This window comes from Terrabacter ginsenosidimutans, assembly GCF_039539425.1.
Taxonomy (GTDB): Bacteria; Actinomycetota; Actinomycetes; order Actinomycetales; family Dermatophilaceae; genus Terrabacter; species Terrabacter ginsenosidimutans.
The window spans coordinates 640,875-657,623 of sequence record NZ_BAABDC010000001.1 but is presented as its reverse complement, the minus strand read 5'-3'; the positions used below and the strand labels follow the sequence as shown (position 1 = coordinate 657,623).

General features: G+C 72.3%; 15 protein-coding genes. 13 read left to right on the top strand and 2 right to left on the bottom strand.

Translation table 11 applies throughout. The features are described from left to right. Positions 1-66: 66 nt before the first annotated feature. From ABD831_RS03175 to ABD831_RS03150, 6 genes are all read left to right on the top strand, one after another. Positions 67-513 carry a MarR family winged helix-turn-helix transcriptional regulator gene (locus ABD831_RS03175; RefSeq protein WP_344941374.1) on the top strand — a complete coding sequence of 149 codons (447 nt, stop codon included), beginning with the start codon at positions 67-69 and terminating at the stop codon, positions 511-513. Position 514: 1 nt separating this feature from the next. Next, a complete protein-coding gene (locus ABD831_RS03170) occupies positions 515-1,393 on the top strand; it encodes a P-loop NTPase family protein (RefSeq protein ID WP_344941371.1) in 879 nt (292 codons plus the stop codon). Next, a complete protein-coding gene (locus ABD831_RS03165; RefSeq protein WP_344941368.1) occupies positions 1,394-1,936 on the top strand; it encodes a 2'-5' RNA ligase family protein in 543 nt (180 codons plus the stop codon). It abuts the gene before it with no gap. Continuing rightward, positions 1,933-2,967, top strand: a complete 1,035-nt coding sequence (locus ABD831_RS03160) for an LLM class flavin-dependent oxidoreductase (protein WP_344941365.1) — start codon at positions 1,933-1,935, stop codon at positions 2,965-2,967. Before ABD831_RS03165 ends, ABD831_RS03160 begins: the two co-directional genes overlap by 4 nt. Continuing rightward, on the top strand, positions 2,957-4,276 hold the full coding sequence (locus ABD831_RS03155; RefSeq protein ID WP_344941362.1) for a glycosyltransferase: 1,320 nt from the start codon (positions 2,957-2,959) through the stop codon (positions 4,274-4,276). Before ABD831_RS03160 ends, ABD831_RS03155 begins: the two co-directional genes overlap by 11 nt. Positions 4,277-4,362: 86 nt before the next feature. Next, entirely contained in the window at positions 4,363-5,643 is a 1,281-nt protein-coding gene (locus ABD831_RS03150; protein WP_344941359.1) for an adenylate/guanylate cyclase domain-containing protein, read from the top strand. An 18-nt stretch (positions 5,644-5,661) separates the two neighbouring features. Here the strand turns inward: ABD831_RS03150 and ABD831_RS03145 are convergent, their stop codons facing one another. Further along, positions 5,662-7,683 carry an FAD-dependent oxidoreductase gene (locus tag ABD831_RS03145; protein WP_344941356.1) on the bottom strand — a complete coding sequence of 674 codons (2,022 nt, stop codon included), beginning with the start codon at positions 7,681-7,683 and terminating at the stop codon, positions 5,662-5,664. Between the two features lie 76 nt (positions 7,684-7,759). Between ABD831_RS03145 and ABD831_RS03140 the strand changes: the two genes are divergently transcribed. The 3 genes from ABD831_RS03140 to ABD831_RS03130 all read left to right on the top strand — a co-directional run bounded on the left by ABD831_RS03140 (position 7,760) and on the right by ABD831_RS03130 (position 10,504). Beyond that, positions 7,760-9,205: a flavin-containing monooxygenase gene (locus tag ABD831_RS03140; RefSeq protein WP_344941354.1), complete on the top strand. Its 1,446-nt coding sequence runs from the start codon at positions 7,760-7,762 to the stop codon at positions 9,203-9,205. Between the two features lie 67 nt (positions 9,206-9,272). Continuing rightward, positions 9,273-9,596: a DUF3072 domain-containing protein gene (locus ABD831_RS03135; RefSeq protein ID WP_344941351.1), complete on the top strand. Its 324-nt coding sequence runs from the start codon at positions 9,273-9,275 to the stop codon at positions 9,594-9,596. Positions 9,597-9,646: 50 nt separating this feature from the next. Beyond that, positions 9,647-10,504: an ROK family protein gene (locus ABD831_RS03130; protein ID WP_344941348.1), complete on the top strand. Its 858-nt coding sequence runs from the start codon at positions 9,647-9,649 to the stop codon at positions 10,502-10,504. Between the two features lie 2 nt (positions 10,505-10,506). On the opposite strand, the gene ABD831_RS03125 is transcribed toward ABD831_RS03130, so the two are convergent. Beyond that, entirely contained in the window at positions 10,507-11,772 is a 1,266-nt protein-coding gene (locus tag ABD831_RS03125; RefSeq protein WP_344941346.1) for a DUF4921 family protein, read from the bottom strand. Between the two features lie 31 nt (positions 11,773-11,803). On the opposite strand from ABD831_RS03125, the gene ABD831_RS03120 reads away from it, so the two are divergent. The 4 genes from ABD831_RS03120 to ABD831_RS03105 all read left to right on the top strand — a co-directional run. After that, on the top strand, positions 11,804-14,092 hold the full coding sequence (locus tag ABD831_RS03120) for an exo-beta-d-1,3/1,6-glucosidase (protein ID WP_344941343.1): 2,289 nt from the start codon (positions 11,804-11,806) through the stop codon (positions 14,090-14,092). 10 nt (positions 14,093-14,102) lie between these two features. Continuing rightward, positions 14,103-15,074 (top strand): NADPH:quinone oxidoreductase family protein, encoded by a 972-nt coding sequence (locus tag ABD831_RS03115; RefSeq protein ID WP_344941340.1) that lies wholly within the window; start codon positions 14,103-14,105, stop codon positions 15,072-15,074. 10 nt (positions 15,075-15,084) lie between these two features. Further along, positions 15,085-15,921, top strand: a complete 837-nt coding sequence (locus ABD831_RS03110) for an SDR family NAD(P)-dependent oxidoreductase (protein WP_344941338.1) — start codon at positions 15,085-15,087, stop codon at positions 15,919-15,921. 204 nt (positions 15,922-16,125) lie between these two features. After that, the coding region (locus ABD831_RS03105; protein ID WP_344941335.1) for a hypothetical protein at positions 16,126-16,749 on the top strand (624 nt) is incomplete at its 3' end.

Genomic DNA, 16,749 nt, shown 5'->3' with positions numbered 1-16,749 from the left:
CAAGCGACATGATGAGGTTACCTCACTATGAGGCGTACCCACATGTGAACGACGTATGCTGCCTGCATGCGTGACGCCGACGAGCCCTCACTCGACGAGCTGCTCATGGGTGCGGCCCGCGCCCTGCGTCGTCGCTGGGCGGCCGGTCTGGGTCCGGACCTCTCGCCCCACGACGCCCGCGCCCTTCGGGTCATCGGGCACCACGGCCCCACCCGCCTCGGGGTGATCGCCGACCGCCTCCGCATCGCGCCCCGCTCGGCGACCGACGTCATCGACCGCCTGGAGTCGCGTGGCCTCGTCACGCGCTCGCCCGACCCCGATGACCGGCGCGCCATGACGGTGACGCTCACCGAGGTGGGCGAGTCCGTGCTGGCCGAGGTCGACGCGGCTCGCCGCGCGGGCGCCGAGGACTTCTTCGGCGGCCTGAGCGAACACGAAGGCGCTTCTCTCGCAACCATTCTCACGCGCCTCGACCCGCGTGAACCGTCGGCCTCCAGTCGGACGGGCAGGTGACGTGAGCCGGACCGTCATGGTCGAGGGGCTCCCCGGATCAGGCAAGAGCACGACCGCCCGCGGCATCGCTGCGTGGCTCGCGGGGCAGCGGGTCGAGGTGGAGCACTGGCCTGAGGGTCGCACCGACCACCCCGTGGACTTCGAGCAGGTCGCCGTCCTCAGTGCGGCGGACCTGCATGCCTGGCAGTCCGAGTCGCCTGCGACGTCGCGGGCGCTCCTCGGAGCCGCCGAGCCCTTCGGGGACGTGTGGCTCGTGCGCTACCAGGCCCGCCCGGGGCTCCCGCCCGACCTCGTCGAACGACTGCGGCGCCGTGACGCCTACGACGGCGACGTCCCCGTCGAGGTGCACACGCGGGTGCTCACCGACAGCTGGCGCCGGTTCGGCGCGACCGAACCCCACGCCGTGCAGGTGTGGGAGTGCGTGCTGCTGCAGAACCCCGGCTGCGCTCTCGTCGCCCGGGCGGACCGGCCCGTCGATGTCCTCCGCCGTCACGTGGAGGGACTGGTCGAGGCGGTCCGGGCCCACCACCCAGCCCTCGTCTACCTCGACACCGGCGACCCCGGGCCAGCTCTCGAGCGCGCTGCCGCCGAGCGCCCGACCGGGTGGCTCGAGAGCGTCATCGACTACCACACCAGCCAGGGTCTCGGACTGCGCTGCGGCTACCGCGGATTCGACGGCTACGTCGAGTTCATGCGTCGTCGTCGCGAGATGGAGCTGCAGATCCTGGAGGGCCTCGACCTGCCGATGCTCGTGCTGCCGGTGGGTGACGGTCGCTGGGACGAGCACACGTCGGCCATCCGCGCCTTCGTCGCGGATCACGTCGGTCTGGACCTCGACGGGTCCGGGGTCGGCCTTCCCGAGCCACTGCCGGTCGCCTGAATGCCCTTGCACTCGGTCGAGGGGCTCCTCGACGCCGACATCGACGCGCAGGTCAGGCGCGAGTGGAGGGCCCTCGGCGACGCCGGCCTGCCCAGCCAGGCCAAGCACCAGGGCGCGACGAACGCCCCGCACGTGACCCTGTCGGTCGCCGGCGCCGTGCCGGACTTCGTCGAGGCGCGGCTCGCGCGGGCCCTCGACGGGGCGCCGCCGGTTCCGGTGCGGCTCGGCGCGCTCGTCGTCATGGGCTCGCGCCGCTACGTGCTCGCCCGGCTCGTGGTCCCCTCCGCCGAGCTGCTCAGCCTCCAGGCGACCGTCGCAGCCGCGATGGTCGCCGCGCCCGACGTCCCCGACCAGGTGCGCCCCGGCCGTTGGACGCCGCACGTCACCCTCGCCCGAGGTCTCGGCTCACGCCAGGTCGGCGAGGCGCTCGCGGTGCTCGGCCGGGCGCGCGCGCTCGACGGGGCGATCGTGTCCGTCCGCCGCTGGGACCCGGACGCAGGCCGCACGTGGCCGGTCGGTGGCCTACCTACGATGGGGCCATGAGCCTCGAACTCGGCCTCGACACCTTCGGCGACATCGCCAACGGTCCCGACGGCGCCCCGCTCCACCCGGCCGTGGTCATCCGGGAGGTCCTGGCCGAGGGCGAGCTCGCCGACCGGCTCGGGCTCGACTTCTTCGGCATCGGCGAGCACCACCGCGACGACTACGCGGTCAGCGCGCCCGACGTGCTGCTCGCCGGTCTCGCCGGTCGCACGGAGCGCATCCGCCTCGGCACCTCGGTCACGGTGCTGTCGAGCGACGACCCGGTCCGCGTCTTCCAGCGCTTCTCCACCGTCGACGCGATCAGCAACGGCCGCGCCGAGATCACCGTCGGTCGAGGCTCGTTCATCGAGTCGTTCCCGCTCTTCGGGCTCGACCTCGGTGACTACGAGACGCTCTTCGACGAGAAGCTCGACCTGCTCGCGGCGGTCGTCGCCGAGGAGCCGGTGCGCTGGGAGGGCTCGATCCGGCCGCCGCTCCAGGTCGAGAAGATCATGCCCGCAACGGAATCCGGTCACCTTCCCGTGTGGGTCGGCGTCGGTGGCACGCCACAGTCGGTCGTGCGAGCCGCGCACTACGGCTTCCCCGTCATCATCGCCATCATCGGCGGGTCGGCGCGCCAGTTCGCCCCGCTCGCCGACCTCTACCGCCGTGCCCTGTCCGAGATGGGCAAGCCCGAGCTGCCGGTCGGCGTGCACTCGCCCGGGTACGTCGCGGCCACCGACGAGCAGGCGCGCGAGGAGTTCATGCCGCACTTCCTGCCCTACATGAACAAGCTCGGCCGCGAGCGACGCTGGGCGCCCATGGGCAGGGAGCAGGCGCTCCAGCAGCTGGGTCCCGGGGGTGCGGTCTACTGCGGCTCGCCCGACACCGTGGCTGCCAAGATCGTCGACACCGTGCAGGTGCTCGGGCTCTCCCGCTTCCAGCTGAAGTACTCCTTCGGCACCCTCCCGCACGACCAGCGCATGGAGTGCATCCGCCTCTACGCCGAGGAGGTCGTGCCGCGCGTGCGCGCGCAGCTCGGTGAGGACTGACGTGCGGATCCTGTTGCTGGGCATGGGATCCCGCGGTGACGTGCAACCGCTGGTCGCGCTCGGGCAGCGGCTGCGCCGGATGGGGTATGCCGTGTCGCTGGCCGCCCCGGCCGACCTCGGGCACGTCGTGGCGGGCAGTGGCGTCGACTTCGAGCCGCTGTCGTTCGATCTCGAGGGCCCGCTGCGGGAGGGGCTGGGCCGTGACTCCCTCCGTGGCTCGGCGCGGACGCAGGTGCGCGAGGCGCGGCTCATGCGTGAGGTCATGGCCGGCACCGCCGAGGCCCTCGCTGATGATGTCGGCCGGCTCGTCGAGAGCGCCGACGCGGTCGTCTCCGGGGCGTTGACCTTCGACCTGGTCGACGCCCTGCTCGCCCCGGCCCACCGCGGCGGACGGCCCACGAAACCGCACCTCTACGCGGTCTTCGCGCCGGTGTGGCCGAGCGCGCACGGTGACTCGGTGGCGCTGGCACTCCGGCCGCGGGCCACCTCGTGGGTGAACCACGCGTGGAGCAGCCTCGCGGGGCGGGTCGCACTCGACCTGTTCCGTCCGGCGGGAGACCTCGTTCGGGAACGAAGAGGACTGCCACGACAGCGGTTCCGGCGCTACACGGCTGCCGCCGAGCGCACTCCGACCCTGCTGGCCGCGAGCCCGGGCGTCGTGCCGCCGGCGGCCGACTGGCCACCGGCGCTGCGGCAGACCGGCTACTGGGTGCGCGACGACCCCGGCTCCGTTGCGAGCCTCGACCCGGAGCTCGAGGCGTTCCTCGCCGCCGGTGACCCGCCTGTCTTCGTCGGTTTCGGCTCGATGCCCACTCCCGACCCGGCGGGCGTCACGCGCGATGTCCTCGCGGTGCTCGACGGCCTCGGCGTGCGCGGTGTCGTCAGCGAAGGCCTCGCTGGGCTGACGGCCGACACGACGGACCGGGTCCTCGGGATCGGGCCGGCCCCGCACGACGTGCTCTTCCCCCGGTGCTCGGTCGTCGTCCACCACGGCGGTGCGGGAACCACGGCAGCCGCCGTCCGCGCCGGCGTGCCGCAGGTCGTCGTGCCGCACGCCGCCGACCAGCCCTATTGGGGCAGGCGGATGGCCGACCTCGGGGTGGCGCCGCCGCCGGTCGCGCGCAAGGACCTGACGGCGGCCCGGCTCCAGCGGGCGCTCGAGGTGGCGTTGTCCCCGGGAGCCCGCGCGACGGCATACGCCCTCGGCGAGCGCGTCCGCGCGGAGGACGGCGCCGGCGACGCGGCCCGGCTCGTGGATGCGTACCTGACGGGCACTGCGCCGGGCCCGGGGCGACGTCGACCGTCGTAGCCGGCCGAGGCCACGACCTCGGTGCGTCGCGTTCGCTCCTGCGCCGATGCCGTGAGTGGCGGTGTCGTCCGCCGTACCATCGCGGCATGGGCGCATCCGACGTGCTCACCCTTCCTCGGACCGGTCTCAGAGGGGCCGTAGTCCGGGTCGTCGAGCGCCTGGCCGAGATCGGCGCCAGGCAGGACAGGTCCCAGGACGAGCGCCTGCGCCAGGGCATGCTGATCCTCGCGTCGGTGCTCATCGCGGTCATCTCGTTCATCTGGGTCGGCACCTACCTCGCCTACGGCCATCCCCGGTCGGCCGCGATACCGGCCGCGTACCAGGTGATCACCGTGGTGGGGCTGCTCGTCCTCTCGCGCACCGGGAACTTCGCCGTGTTCCGCACGACGCAGCTCGTGGCGTTCCTCGTCCTTCCGGCTCTGCTCCAGGCGTCACTCGGCGGTTTCGTCGCCTCGAGCGGGATGGTGCTGTGGGCGATCTTCGTCCCGTTGGCCGCCCTCGCGTTGCTCGGCGTGCGGCGCTCGGTCGGGTGGCTCGTGGCCTTCTTCGTCGCGGTCGTGACCCTGGCCCTGCTCGACCCTCGGCTGTCGGAGCACCCTGCGGTCCTGCCGACGGGCTTCGTCGTCGTCTTCTTCGTGCTCAACGTCATGGGTGTGACCATCAGTGCCTACGCGATGCTCGGCTACTTCGTGGAGCAGCGCGAACGGGCACGCATCGCCCTCGAGGCCGAGCAGGCCAGGTCCGAGCGCCTGCTGCTCAACGTCCTGCCCGCGCCCATCGCCGAACGGCTCAAACGCGACACCGGCGTCATCGCGGAGCACTACGACGCCGTGACCGTCCTCTTCGCGGACCTCGTGGGCTTCACCGAGCGGACGCAGGTCATGCCAGCTGACGACCTCGTCGCGCTCCTCGACCGGATCTTCTCCGCGTTCGACCGTGAGGCCGACCTGCAGGCGGTCGAGAAGATCAAGACCATCGGCGACGCCTACATGGTCGCGGGGGGCCTGCCGGAGCGCCGACCCGACCACGTCGAGGCAGTGGCTCGGGTCGCGATCGCGATGCGCGAGGAGATCGCGGCCATCGCGCGGGAGCCGGGCTGCGAGTGGCTCGCCGTGCGCATCGGCGTCGACACGGGACCGGCGGTCGCGGGGGTCATCGGTCGACGCAAGTTCATCTACGACCTCTGGGGCGACACGGTCAACACGGCCAGCCGCATGGAGTCCCACGGACTGCCGGGAGAGATCCACGTGACCGAACGCGTCGCGGCAGCCCTCGGGCCAGAGTTCGCCCTGCGTCCTCGCGGGACCATCCTCGTCAAGAGCAAGGGTCCGATGAGCACCTTCCTGCTCGATGCCGCGCCCCGCTGAGCGCAGGCGACGTGGGGTTCAGATGACGGCCGCGAGCTCGGTGCCCTGACGGATCGCGCGCTTGGCGTCGAGCTCGGCCGCGACGTCGGCGCCGCCGATGACGTGCGCCCTGACCCCGGCTGCGGCGAGCTGGGGACCGAGGGTGTTGACCGACTCCTGCCCCGTGCAGACGATGATGGTGTCGACGTCGAGCACCTGCGGGTCGGTGCGGTCCTCGCCGTGGCTGATGTGAAGTCCGTCGTCGTCGACGAGCTCGTAGTTGACCCCGACGTGGTGGTGGACTCCCTTGGCCTTCAACGCGGCTCGGTGCACCCAGCCCGTCGTCTTGCCGAGTCCCTTCCCGATCGACGTGGGCTTGCGCTGGAGCAGGTGGACCTCGCGCGGCGACGGTGACGGGTGCGGCTCGACGAGCCCGCCACGGGAGGCGTCAGGCTCGCCGACGCCCCACTCCGCCATCCACTGCTCGATGGTCATCGGCGACTCGACATGGGTGAGCAGCTCGCTCACGTCGACGCCGATCCCGCCGGCGCCCATGACGGCCACCCGCTGACCCAGTGGTGCCTCGCCGCGGACGGCAGCGGCATACGTGACGACCTTGGGGTGGTCGATGCCGGGGACGTCCGGGATGCGCGGCTCGACGCCGGTCGCGACGACGACCTCGTCGAAGTCGGTGAGGTCGTCGACGGTGGCTCGCCGGCCGAGATGGACCTTGACGCCGCCGAGCTCGAGTCGCCTGCGGTAGTAGCGGATCGTCTCGGCGAACTCCTCCTTGCCGGGGATCCTCATGGCCAGCGCGAACTGGCCGCCGAGCTCGTCGCCGGCCTCGAAGAGCTCGACCCGGTGGCCGCGCTCCGTCAGGGCCACGGCGGTGGCGAGCCCGGCCGGTCCGGCGCCGACGACGGCGACGTGCTTGCTGCGGCGGCTCGGCGCGAGGACCAGCGTCGTCTCGCGGACGGCGCGCGGGTTGACGAGGCAGGTCGCCGTCTTCTTCGCGAAGGTGTGGTCGAGACAGGCCTGGTTGCAGGCGATGCACGTGTTGATCTCGTCGGCCCGGTCGGTTGCGGCCTTCGCCACCCAGTCCGGGTCGGCGAGGAAGGGCCGCGCCATCGAGACGAGGTCGGCGCTGCCGTCGGCGATGACCTGCTCGGCGAGGTCGGGCATCGAGATGCGGTTGGACGTGACGACAGGGATGCCCACCTCGGGACGGAGCCTGGCTGTGACGCGCGTGAAGGCGCCGCGCGGCACCGAGGTGACGATCGTCGGGACGCGCGCCTCGTGCCAGCCGATCCCGGTGTTGATGATCGTCGCGCCGGCGGCCTCGACCTCATGGGCCAGGGCGACGACCTCGTCCCACGACTGTCCGTCGGGCACGAGGTCGAGCATCGACAGGCGGTAGACGATGACGAAGTCCGGTCCGGCTGCCTCGCGGACAGCGCGCACGACCTCGACGGCGAGGCGGCGCCGGTTCTCGGGGGAGCCACCCCACTCGTCGGTGCGCTGGTTGGTCCGCGGCGCGAGGAACTGGTTGATCAGGTAGCCCTCGGAGCCCATGATCTCGACGCCGTCGTAGCCGGCCTCGCCGGCGAGCCGGGCACAACGGGCGTAGGCCGCCACGGTGCTCCGGATGCCGCGCGTGCTCAGGGCGCGCGGCGCGAAGGGCGAGATCGGGGACTTGAGCGCCGACGCCGAGACGGCGAGCGGGTGGTAGGCGTAGCGCCCGGCGTGCAGGATCTGGAGGGCGATCGTGCCGCCCTCGCGGTGCACGGCGTTCGTGATGACCCGATGGCGGCGGGCCTGCCGCCCGGTGACGAGGACCGAACCGCCGGGGTAGAGGGCGCCCGCGAGGTTCGGCGCGAAGCCGCCGGTGACGATGAGACCGACGCCGCCGCGGGCGCGCTCGGCGTAGTAGGCGGCGAGCCGGTCGAAGTCCTTGGCGCGGTCCTCGAGGCCGGTGTGCATCGAGCCCATCACGACGCGGTTGCGCAGCGTCGTGAAGCCGAGGTCGAGCGGTTCGAGCAGGTGGGGGTATGCCGTCGTCACCCGCCCGAGGGTAGCCGCTGGTTACCGCTCGGTAGCCGATCGCGCGGCCAGCGTCACAGTGGGTGAGAATGGCGAGGTGAGCGATCTCGAGCACCTGGACGTCCTCGTCGTCGGGGCCGGCCTGTCCGGCATCGGCGCCGGCTACCGCCTGTCGACGATGAGCCCGACGCGCACCTGGGCGATCCTCGAGGCTCGCGACTCGCTCGGCGGCACGTGGGACCTCTTCCGCTACCCGGGCGTGCGCTCCGACTCCGACATGATGACGCTCGGCTTCCCGTTCGAGCCGTGGACCGACCCCGACGCGATCGCCGACGGGCCGAAGATCCTCGACTACCTGCGCCAGACCGCCGAGAAGCACGGCATCGCCGAGCGGATCCGTCTGGGGCACAAGGTCGTCGCGGCGGACTGGTCGAGCCACGAGGCACGCTGGACGGTGACGGTCGAGCGCGACGGCGTGCGCGAGCAGCTGACGTGCGGCTTCCTCTACCTCTGCAGCGGCTACTACGACTACGAGCGGCCGCACGACCCGCAGCTGCCCGGGCTGGACTCCTTCGAGGGTGAGGTCGTGCACCCGCAGTTCTGGCCCGACCACCTCGACGTCGCGGGCCGCAAGGTCGTCGTCGTCGGATCAGGAGCCACGGCGGTCACGCTCGTGCCCGCCCTCGCCGAGGCGGGCGCCGACGTGACGATGCTCCAGCGGACGCCGACGTGGATCGCGTCGCTGCCGCGTCAGGACCGGGTCCGAGACGTCATGCAGAAGGTGCTTCCCGGGCGAGCGGCCGGGACCGCCGCGCGCTACAAGAACGTCCTCGGGACGATGGGCGTCTACGAGCTCAGCCGCCGCAGGCCCGCCGTCATGAGGTCTCTGCTCGCCAAGGGCGCCGCGAAGTCGCTGGGCTCCACCGACCTCGTCGCCGACCACTTCACCCCCACCTACGACCCGTGGGACCAGCGCCTCTGCGTCGTTCCCGACGGCGACCTCTTCGAGGCCGTGCGCAGTGGACGCGCCCACGTCGTCACCGACACGATCGACACGTTCGTGCCACACGGCATACGGCTGCACTCAGGACGCGAGCTGGAGGCCGACGTCGTCGTCACGGCGACGGGACTGCGCATCAAGATCGCCGGTGGCATCGCCATCACGGTCGACGGGCAGGCCCGTCCCACAGGCGATCTCACCGTCTATCGCGGTGTCATGTTCGCCGGCGTGCCCAACCTCGCGGTCTGTGTCGGCTACGTCAACGCCTCGTGGACGCTGCGCGCCGACCTCGCGAGCCGCTACGTGTGCCGGCTGCTGAACCACATGGAGCAGAACGCCTGGCGGGTCGCCACGCCGCACGCTCCCGACGGCATGGCAGGTCAGCCCCTGCTGCCGCTCGCGTCGGGCTACGTGCGCCGGGCGGAGGGGGAGCTGCCCCAGCAGGGGGATGCCGCGCCCTGGCTGATGCGGCAGAACTACCTGCTCGACCGCCGCGACATGCTCCGCAGCGACGTCACCGAGGCGATGTCCTTCGCCCGCTGACCGGGCGGCCTGCAGGAGCGTGTCCAGGGTCCGTGCCGGGCGCGCCGCGATCGGGTACGGGATCGGCATGAGCGAATCGAACACACCTTCGAACGACGACGTCATCGGCGCCACCAGCCCCGCGACCGCGGGCCCCGGCGGCGACTCCGCGGTCAAGGACCCCGAGGACTGGGTCACCGGCGACGAGGCCATGACCGGCCCGCAGCGCAGCTACCTCGAGACCCTGACCCGCGAGGCGGGCGAGACGCTGCCCGGTGACCTCACCAAGGCCCAGGCCTCCGAGCACATCGACCGCCTCCAGCAGGTGACGGGACGGGGCGCGGACACCAGCGGTCCCATCGGCGCAGACGGCAACGTCGGCCGGACCGAGGGGCACGGCAGCGAGCTCTGACGGGTCTCTGCGACACGTCGGTCCGCACGGGGCCATGAGAGGCTTGCGGCGTGCACGTGGGCGTCGACATCGGGGGCACCAAGCTGCTGTGTCGAGCGGTGTCGGCATCCGGTGACGTGTACCGCGAGCTGCGGGTCGACACCGGCCCTGGCTGCGGTCCCGGTCAGCTCGACGCGGCCATCGACGAGTTCGTCGGCTCGGTCCCCGCGGTGCGCACCGTCGGGATCGCCTGTCCGGGGCTGCTCAGTCCCGACGGCGCACGGGTCGTTGTTGCCGATGTGCTGCCCCAGCTCGGGGGTTGGCGCCCTCGAGCCCTCGACGGGCCTCGCCCGGGATGCCTCGTCAACGACGTGCGAGCGGCCCTGCTCGCCGCGACGGTGGCGCACCCCCAGGACGACGAGCTGGCTGTCGTCGTCGTGGGCACCGGTGTAGCCGCGGGCTTCACGAGCCGCGGCCACGTCCACCGCGGAGCGGACGGCTGGGCCGGTGAGCTGGGCAGCATCCCCGCGCGGGTGACGGGCTCGACGACCACCACCACCCTCGACGCCGTGGCCTCGGGTGCTGCCGTGCTCCGGCACCTCGAGATGCCGCCCGCCGAGGTGGCGGCGCGGGCCGCTGACGGTCAGGTCGACGTCGTCCGGGTCATTGAGGCAGCCGGTCAGGCGCTCGGGGAAGGACTCGCTGCTCTCGTCAACCTCGTCAACCCGCGCCGGGTCGTGCTCGCCGGAGGCACCCTTGCGTATCCGGGGTACCTCGAGGCGGCGCTCAGCTCCGCGCGCCGGCACGCGCTGCCTCAGCACTGGGCAGCCTGCGAGGTCGGGGCGGACGAGGACCCCGACACCCTCGTGGTCCGCGGGGCTGTGCAGGCGGGACTCTCGGCCGGTCTTCCGGCGCTGCCGCCCCACTGAGCTCAACAGATCGTGAGGCGGTCCGAGACGGCTCCCTGCGCGGCCAGCTCGCGCAGCCGGGTGACCGCTCGGTCGCGGACCGACCACGGGTCGATGGTGTTGACGTAGATCTTCGTCCCACCCTCGAAGCCGGCCAGCGTCGAGATGCGCCACTTCACCACGGCCCGTAGCGGCATCGGGACGTCGATGCCCGGCGGCCGGTGGTGCCACTCCTCGTTCGAGGGCACGTGCACGCCGGTGGCGGCGTGGCACGCGTGCACGAGGTCCGAGAAGTCGCGTACCTGCTCCTCGGTCAGCTCCCACGGGCAGCCCTCGCCGTCGGTGACGTGCACGACGAGGGCGGGGTAGCGGTGGCCGACGCCGGCGAACGCGACCGCGTGCTCGGTGCGCGCGACGACGAGACCCTGCGACGCGGCATACTCCGCCCCCCACCGGGCGAACATGTCGGGCTCGGTGCGGAGCCGCTCGACCTCCCGCTCCTTCTGGGCGCCGAGCTCGTCGATCGCGACGACCTGCTTGTGCAGGTGGTCGAAGGACGCGCCGGCGGGCGCCAGCCAGTTCTGGAAGACCGACACGTAGCGCGCGCACTCGTTGTCACGGTAGAGGTCGCGCATGGCGCGGATCGTGAACTCCGTGTATCTCCGGTGTTCCTCGGGAGTCAGGGTGCCTGAGCCCGCGAGCTGCGAGTCGTCCGTCGCGTCGTCGACGTAGTGCCGTCGGGCGATGACGACCTGGTGGTTGCCGGCGAAGAGCCCGACCGCCTCGCGCTCCAGGTCGTCCTCGGCGAGCGGCTCGGCGTCGAATCCGGCCGTGCCGCGCGCCCGCATCCGGATGCGGGCGAGCGCCGTGACGTGCTCGCGCCCCGCCGGGGTCGAGAGGTAGGCCGTGCGCCGGGCTCGGGACTCGGCGGTGGGCTCCCAGCCGTGCGCGAGGTGCCAGTAGTCGTAGCTGAGGATCTCGAACAGGTTCGGGATGAGCCGGAACTGGGCCGTGCTGTGGTCGAGGTCCTCCGCGAGCAGGCCGCGCGTCTCGTGCCATCCGTCGCCGTCGTGGACGATCCGGGCGATCTCGGGGGTCGTCTCGCGCATGCGGGCCCAGCAGAAGGCGCAGTGCCGGTCGTGGTCGTCGGGGTCGATGGGCAGCGGGTGCCGGCTCAGCTGCCCCAGCGGCCGGGCCCCCCTGCCCGGGAGCGTCCACACCTTGGTGCCGGTGATGGGGTTCACCTGCTTGATGGTCCCGTCGGGCAGGCGCGTCAGGGGCTCGATCACCTCTCCAGCGTAGGTCGACTAGCGTCGGGACGTGCCTGCCGACGCCCCGACCGCCCTGCCGTTTCGTGATCCGTCCCTCACCGTCGAGGAGCGCCTCGACGACCTGGTCGGCCGGATGACCCTGCCCGAGAAGGTCGGCCAGATGCTCCAGCTGGACGCGCGCGGGGACCTCGACGACATCGTCCGCACCAGGCTCGCCGGGTCGATCCTGCACACCTCGCCCGAGCGGATGCTCGAGGCCATCGCCCTCGCCGAGCAGACCCGGCTCGGCATCCCGCTCCTCACGGCCGACGACTGCATCCACGGCCACTCCTTCTGGCCCGGCGCGACGATCTTCCCGACCCAGCTCGGCATGGCCTGCTCGTGGGACCCCGACCTCGTCGAGCGGGCGGCGCGTGCCACCGCCGTCGAGGTGGCTGCGACAGGCGTGCACTGGACCTTCTCACCGGTGCTCTGCATCACCCGTGACCTGCGCTGGGGCCGCGTCGGCGAGACCTTCGGCGAGGACCCGCACCTCATCGGCGAGCTCGGCGCGGCCATGGTCCGTGGCTACCAGGGTGACGGACTCACCGACCCGACAGCGGTGCTCGCCTGCGCGAAGCACTTCGCCGGCTACTCAGAGACGCAGGGTGGCCGCGACGCGAGCGAGGCCGACCTCAGTCGCCGCAAGCTCACCTCGTGGTTCCTGCCGCCCTTCGAGCGGGCCGTGCAGGAGGGCTGCCGCACCTTCATGCTCGGCTACCAGGCGATCGACGGCGTACCCGTCACGGCCAACGGCTGGCTGCTCGACGAGGTGCTCAAGGGGGAGTGGGGCTTCACCGGCACCCTCGTCACCGACTGGGACAACGTCGGGCGCATGGTCTGGGAGCAGAGGGTCTGCGCCGACGACGTCGAGGCTGCGACCGTCGCCGTGCGCGCGGGCAACGACCTCGTCATGACGACACCGGCGTTCTTCGAGGCCGCGCAGGAGGCCGTCGCCCGCGGCCTGCTCGACGAGCGACAGATCGACGAGGCCGCGCGCCGCGTGCTGCGCGTCAAGCTCGAGCTCGGCCTCTTCGAGAACCCGCGGGCGCCGGACGCCGAGCGCCAGCGCCTCGTCATCGGCTCCGCCGAGCACGCCGCGCTCAACCTCGAGGTCGCCCGACGCTCGCTGGTGCTCCTCACCAACGACGGCAGCCTGCCGTATGCCGTGAGCGACGTTCCCCGCACCGTGGCCGTCCTCGGACCCAACGCCGACGACCCCCAGGCCAACCTCGGCGACTGGGCCGGCGCGTCCGGCCAGGTGGACTGGATGCCCGACGGTCACCCCCGCGAGACCGTCGAGACGGTCCTCGACGGCTTCCGTGCCGTCGTCCCGGCGTCCTGGACCGTGACACACGCCCGCGGCGCCGAGATCGAGACCCTCGTGCCGGACCCCGAGGGGCCGCTCTTCCCGGACGGACAGCCCCGTCCGCCGGTCTCGGCCGCGGCGCCCGTCGACCCCGCCCAGCTCGCCGAGGCGGTCGCCGCCGCCCGCGCCGCCGACCTTGCCGTCGTCGTCCTCGGCGACACGATCGCCCTGACAGGAGAAGGCTGCTCGACGGCGACGCTCGACCTCCAGGGCGGACAGGTGGCCCTGCTCGACGCCCTCGTCGAGGAGCTCGACGGCACCGGCACCCCGGTCGTCGTCGTGCTGCTCCACTCCAAGCCCAACGTGCTGCCTCCGAGCGCCCTGCGGGCAGCCGCGGTCATCGAGGCCTTCAGCCCCGGCATGCGCGGCGGACGCGCCGTCGCCGAGCTCGTCCTCGGCCACATCGAGCCTGCGGGCCGCCTGCCCGTCTCCGTCCCGCGGCACGTCGGCCAGCAGCCGACCTACTACAACCAGGTCCGCGGCCAGCACGGCCACCGCTACGCCGACCTGACCCAGGAGCCGCAGTTCGTCTTCGGCGAGGGCCTCGGCTACACCACCGTCGAGTGGTCCGGCCTGACTCTCGAGGCCGCCGAGCTCTCGCCGGACGACGTCGTGGTCGCCGAGGTCACGCTGACCAACACGGGCGACCGGACGGCATACGAGGTCGTGCAGGCGTACGTCACCGACGTCGTCACGAGCGTCACGTGGGCTGCCAAGGAGCTCAAGGCGTTCCGCCGGGTGACGGTGCCGCCGGGGGCGTCGGTGACGGCGCGTGTCGAGGTCCCCGCGGCAGCCTGCTCCATCGTCGACGCAGCCGGACGGCGTGTCGTCGAGCCGGGCGAGTTCGAGCTGCGCGTCGGGCCCAGCTCCCGAGACGCCGACCTGCTCCGTGTGACCTTCACCATCGCGCCGGACCTCCCCGCGAACTAGGGTCGAAGGCATGAGAGCAGCGCGCGTCACCAGCCTCGGCGGCCCGTCCACCGTCACCGTCGAAGAGGTTCCCGAGCCGGCCCTCGAGGCCGGGCACGTCCTCGTCGACGTCCACGAGGCAGGGGTCAGCTTCCCCGACGTCCTCATGAGCCGGGGCCTCTACCAGATGCGTCCTGAGCTGCCCTTCGTCCCCGGCGCCGAGTGCGCCGGCGTCGTGCGCGAGGTCGCTGAGGGCAGTGCCTTCCGTCCGGGTGACCGGGTCGCTGCCTTCCCCGTGCTCGGGGCCTTCGCCGAGACGGTCGCGGTCCCCGAGGCGATGGTCTTCGCGCTGCCCGACGCCGTGCCGTTCGAGGTCGGCGCCGCACTGCCGATGAACTACCTCACCGTCCACTTCGCGCTGACCCAGCGTGGCCGGCTCGAGCGCGGTGAGGTCGTCCTCGTCCACGGCGCGGCCGGCGGCATCGGGACGGCCGCCATCCAGATGGCGCGGGCCATGGACGCCCGGGTCATCGCCGTCGTCTCGTCCGAGGACAAGATCGAGACCGCCCGCGCCGCCGGCGCTCACCACATCGTGCTCGCCGAGGGCTTCCTTGCCGCCACCAAGGAGCTCACCGACGGTCGCGGCGTCGACGTCGTCGTCGACCCGGTCGGTGGCGACCGCTTCACCGACAGCCTCCGCAGCCTCGCGCCCGAGGGCCGGCTGCTCGTGATCGGCTTCACCGCCGGCCAGATCCCCGAGGTCAAGGTCAACCGCCTGCTGCTGAACAACATCAGCGTCGTCGGCGTCGGCTGGGGCGCGTTCTGGATGCCCGACCCCGGCTTCCTGCGCGAGCAGTGGGACGCGATCCTGCCGCTCCTCGAGTCCGGGCTGCTCGCCCCGCCGATCGGCACGCGCCACCCGCTGGACGACGTCGTCGGAGCGCTGACCGAGATCGACGAGCGCCGTGCCCGGGGCAAGGTCACGCTCACGGTGCGCCAGTAGGTTGGGGCGTATGCCGTCCCGCCCGCTCAGCGCCCTCACGTCCACCCGCACCTCGACCCCGGCGTCACCCCGTCGTGTCCTGGTCACCGGTGGCGCCTCCGGTCTCGGGCTCGCGCTGGTGCGCGCCCTGGTCGCCAGAGGCGACCACGTGCTCGCGACGGACGTGCAGGCCGACCGGCCCGACGCTCTGCCCGAGGCTGCGGCCTACCTGCCTCTCGACGTGCGCAGCGACGAGGCGTGGGCCGCGGCGCTCGCCCACGTGCGCCGGACGTGGGGCGGGCTGGACCTGCTCGTCAACAACGCCGGCGTCGCCGCCGGCGGACGCATCGACGTGGCGACGATGGACGAGTGGCACTGGATCGTCGACATCAACCTGCTCGGCGTCGTCCGCGGCTGCCGCACGTTCACGCCGCTGTTCAAGGAGCAGGGCAGCGGTCACATCGTCAACACCGCGTCGCTCGCCGGCCTCGTCCACGCGCCCGGGATGGCGGCCTACAACACGGTCAAGGCCGGCGTCGTCGCCCTGAGCGAGACGCTTTCGCACGAGCTCGCGCCCCACGGCATCGATGTGTCGGTCGTCTGCCCGTCGTTCTTCCGCACCAACCTCGGCTCGTCCTTCCAGGGCGCCGACACCGAGATGGAGTCGGCCGGCAAGAAGCTGGTGAGTGGCTCGAAGCGGTCGGCCGAGCAGGTCGCCGACATCGTCGTGCGCGGCATCGACGCCCGCCGCGACGTCATCCTCACCGACCGCGACGGTCAGATCGCTTGGCGCGCCAAGCGATTCGCACGTCCCGCCTACACCGCCGTGATGAAGCGCGCCGCGAGGCGCGTCGCCGCCGGCCGTTGAGCCGACGCCCCAAGGTCGGGACGGGCTTCTCGGGACGGGCCCCCGCGGTCGATCTGATGTGTCCCGAACGCGTGGAAAGCGAAGAAATCGACCCGACCTCTACACGAGGTCACCTACACTCCCGTGTGGCCGGATGACCGGGCGCCCGATGCGCTGAACGGCCACCCATTCTCCGCTTCGGCGGTCTGAGCCCCGAGGTGTCTCGTGCGCCGCGTTCGTCGCAGCTTTGTTCTCGTCCTGGCCCTCATGTCGCTGGTGGGGGCCCTCTTCTCCGGCACGGCGGAGGCGACCGCCTCGGGGTCGTACGTCCCCATGTCGCCGTCGCGGCTGCTGGACACGCGCAGCGGTCTGGGTGCGCCGAAGGCTGCGGTGGCGGGTAACCACGTGGTGGACCTGCAGGTGACCGGCCGAGGTGGTGTGCCGGCTTCCGGTGTGGGTGCGGTGGTGCTGAACGTGACGGCGGTGGGGCCGACGTCGGCGGGGAACCTGACGGTGTTCCCGGCGGGTCAGGTGCGGCCGAACACCTCGAACCTGAACTTCGTCGCGGGTCAGACCGTGGCCAACCTCGTCATCGTCAAGGTCGGTACGGGCGGCAAGGTGTCGTTGGTGACCTCCGGCGGTCAGACGAACCTCATCGGCGACGTGATGGGCTGGTATCCGACCGGGTCGGAGTACGCCGGGCTGTCGCCGTCGCGGCTGTTGGACACGCGCAGCGGTCTGGGTGCGCCGAAGGCTGCGGTGGCGGGTAACCACGTGGTGGACCTGCAGGTGACCGGCCGAGGTGGTGTGCCGGCTTCCGGTGTGGGTGCGGTGGTGCTGAACGTGACG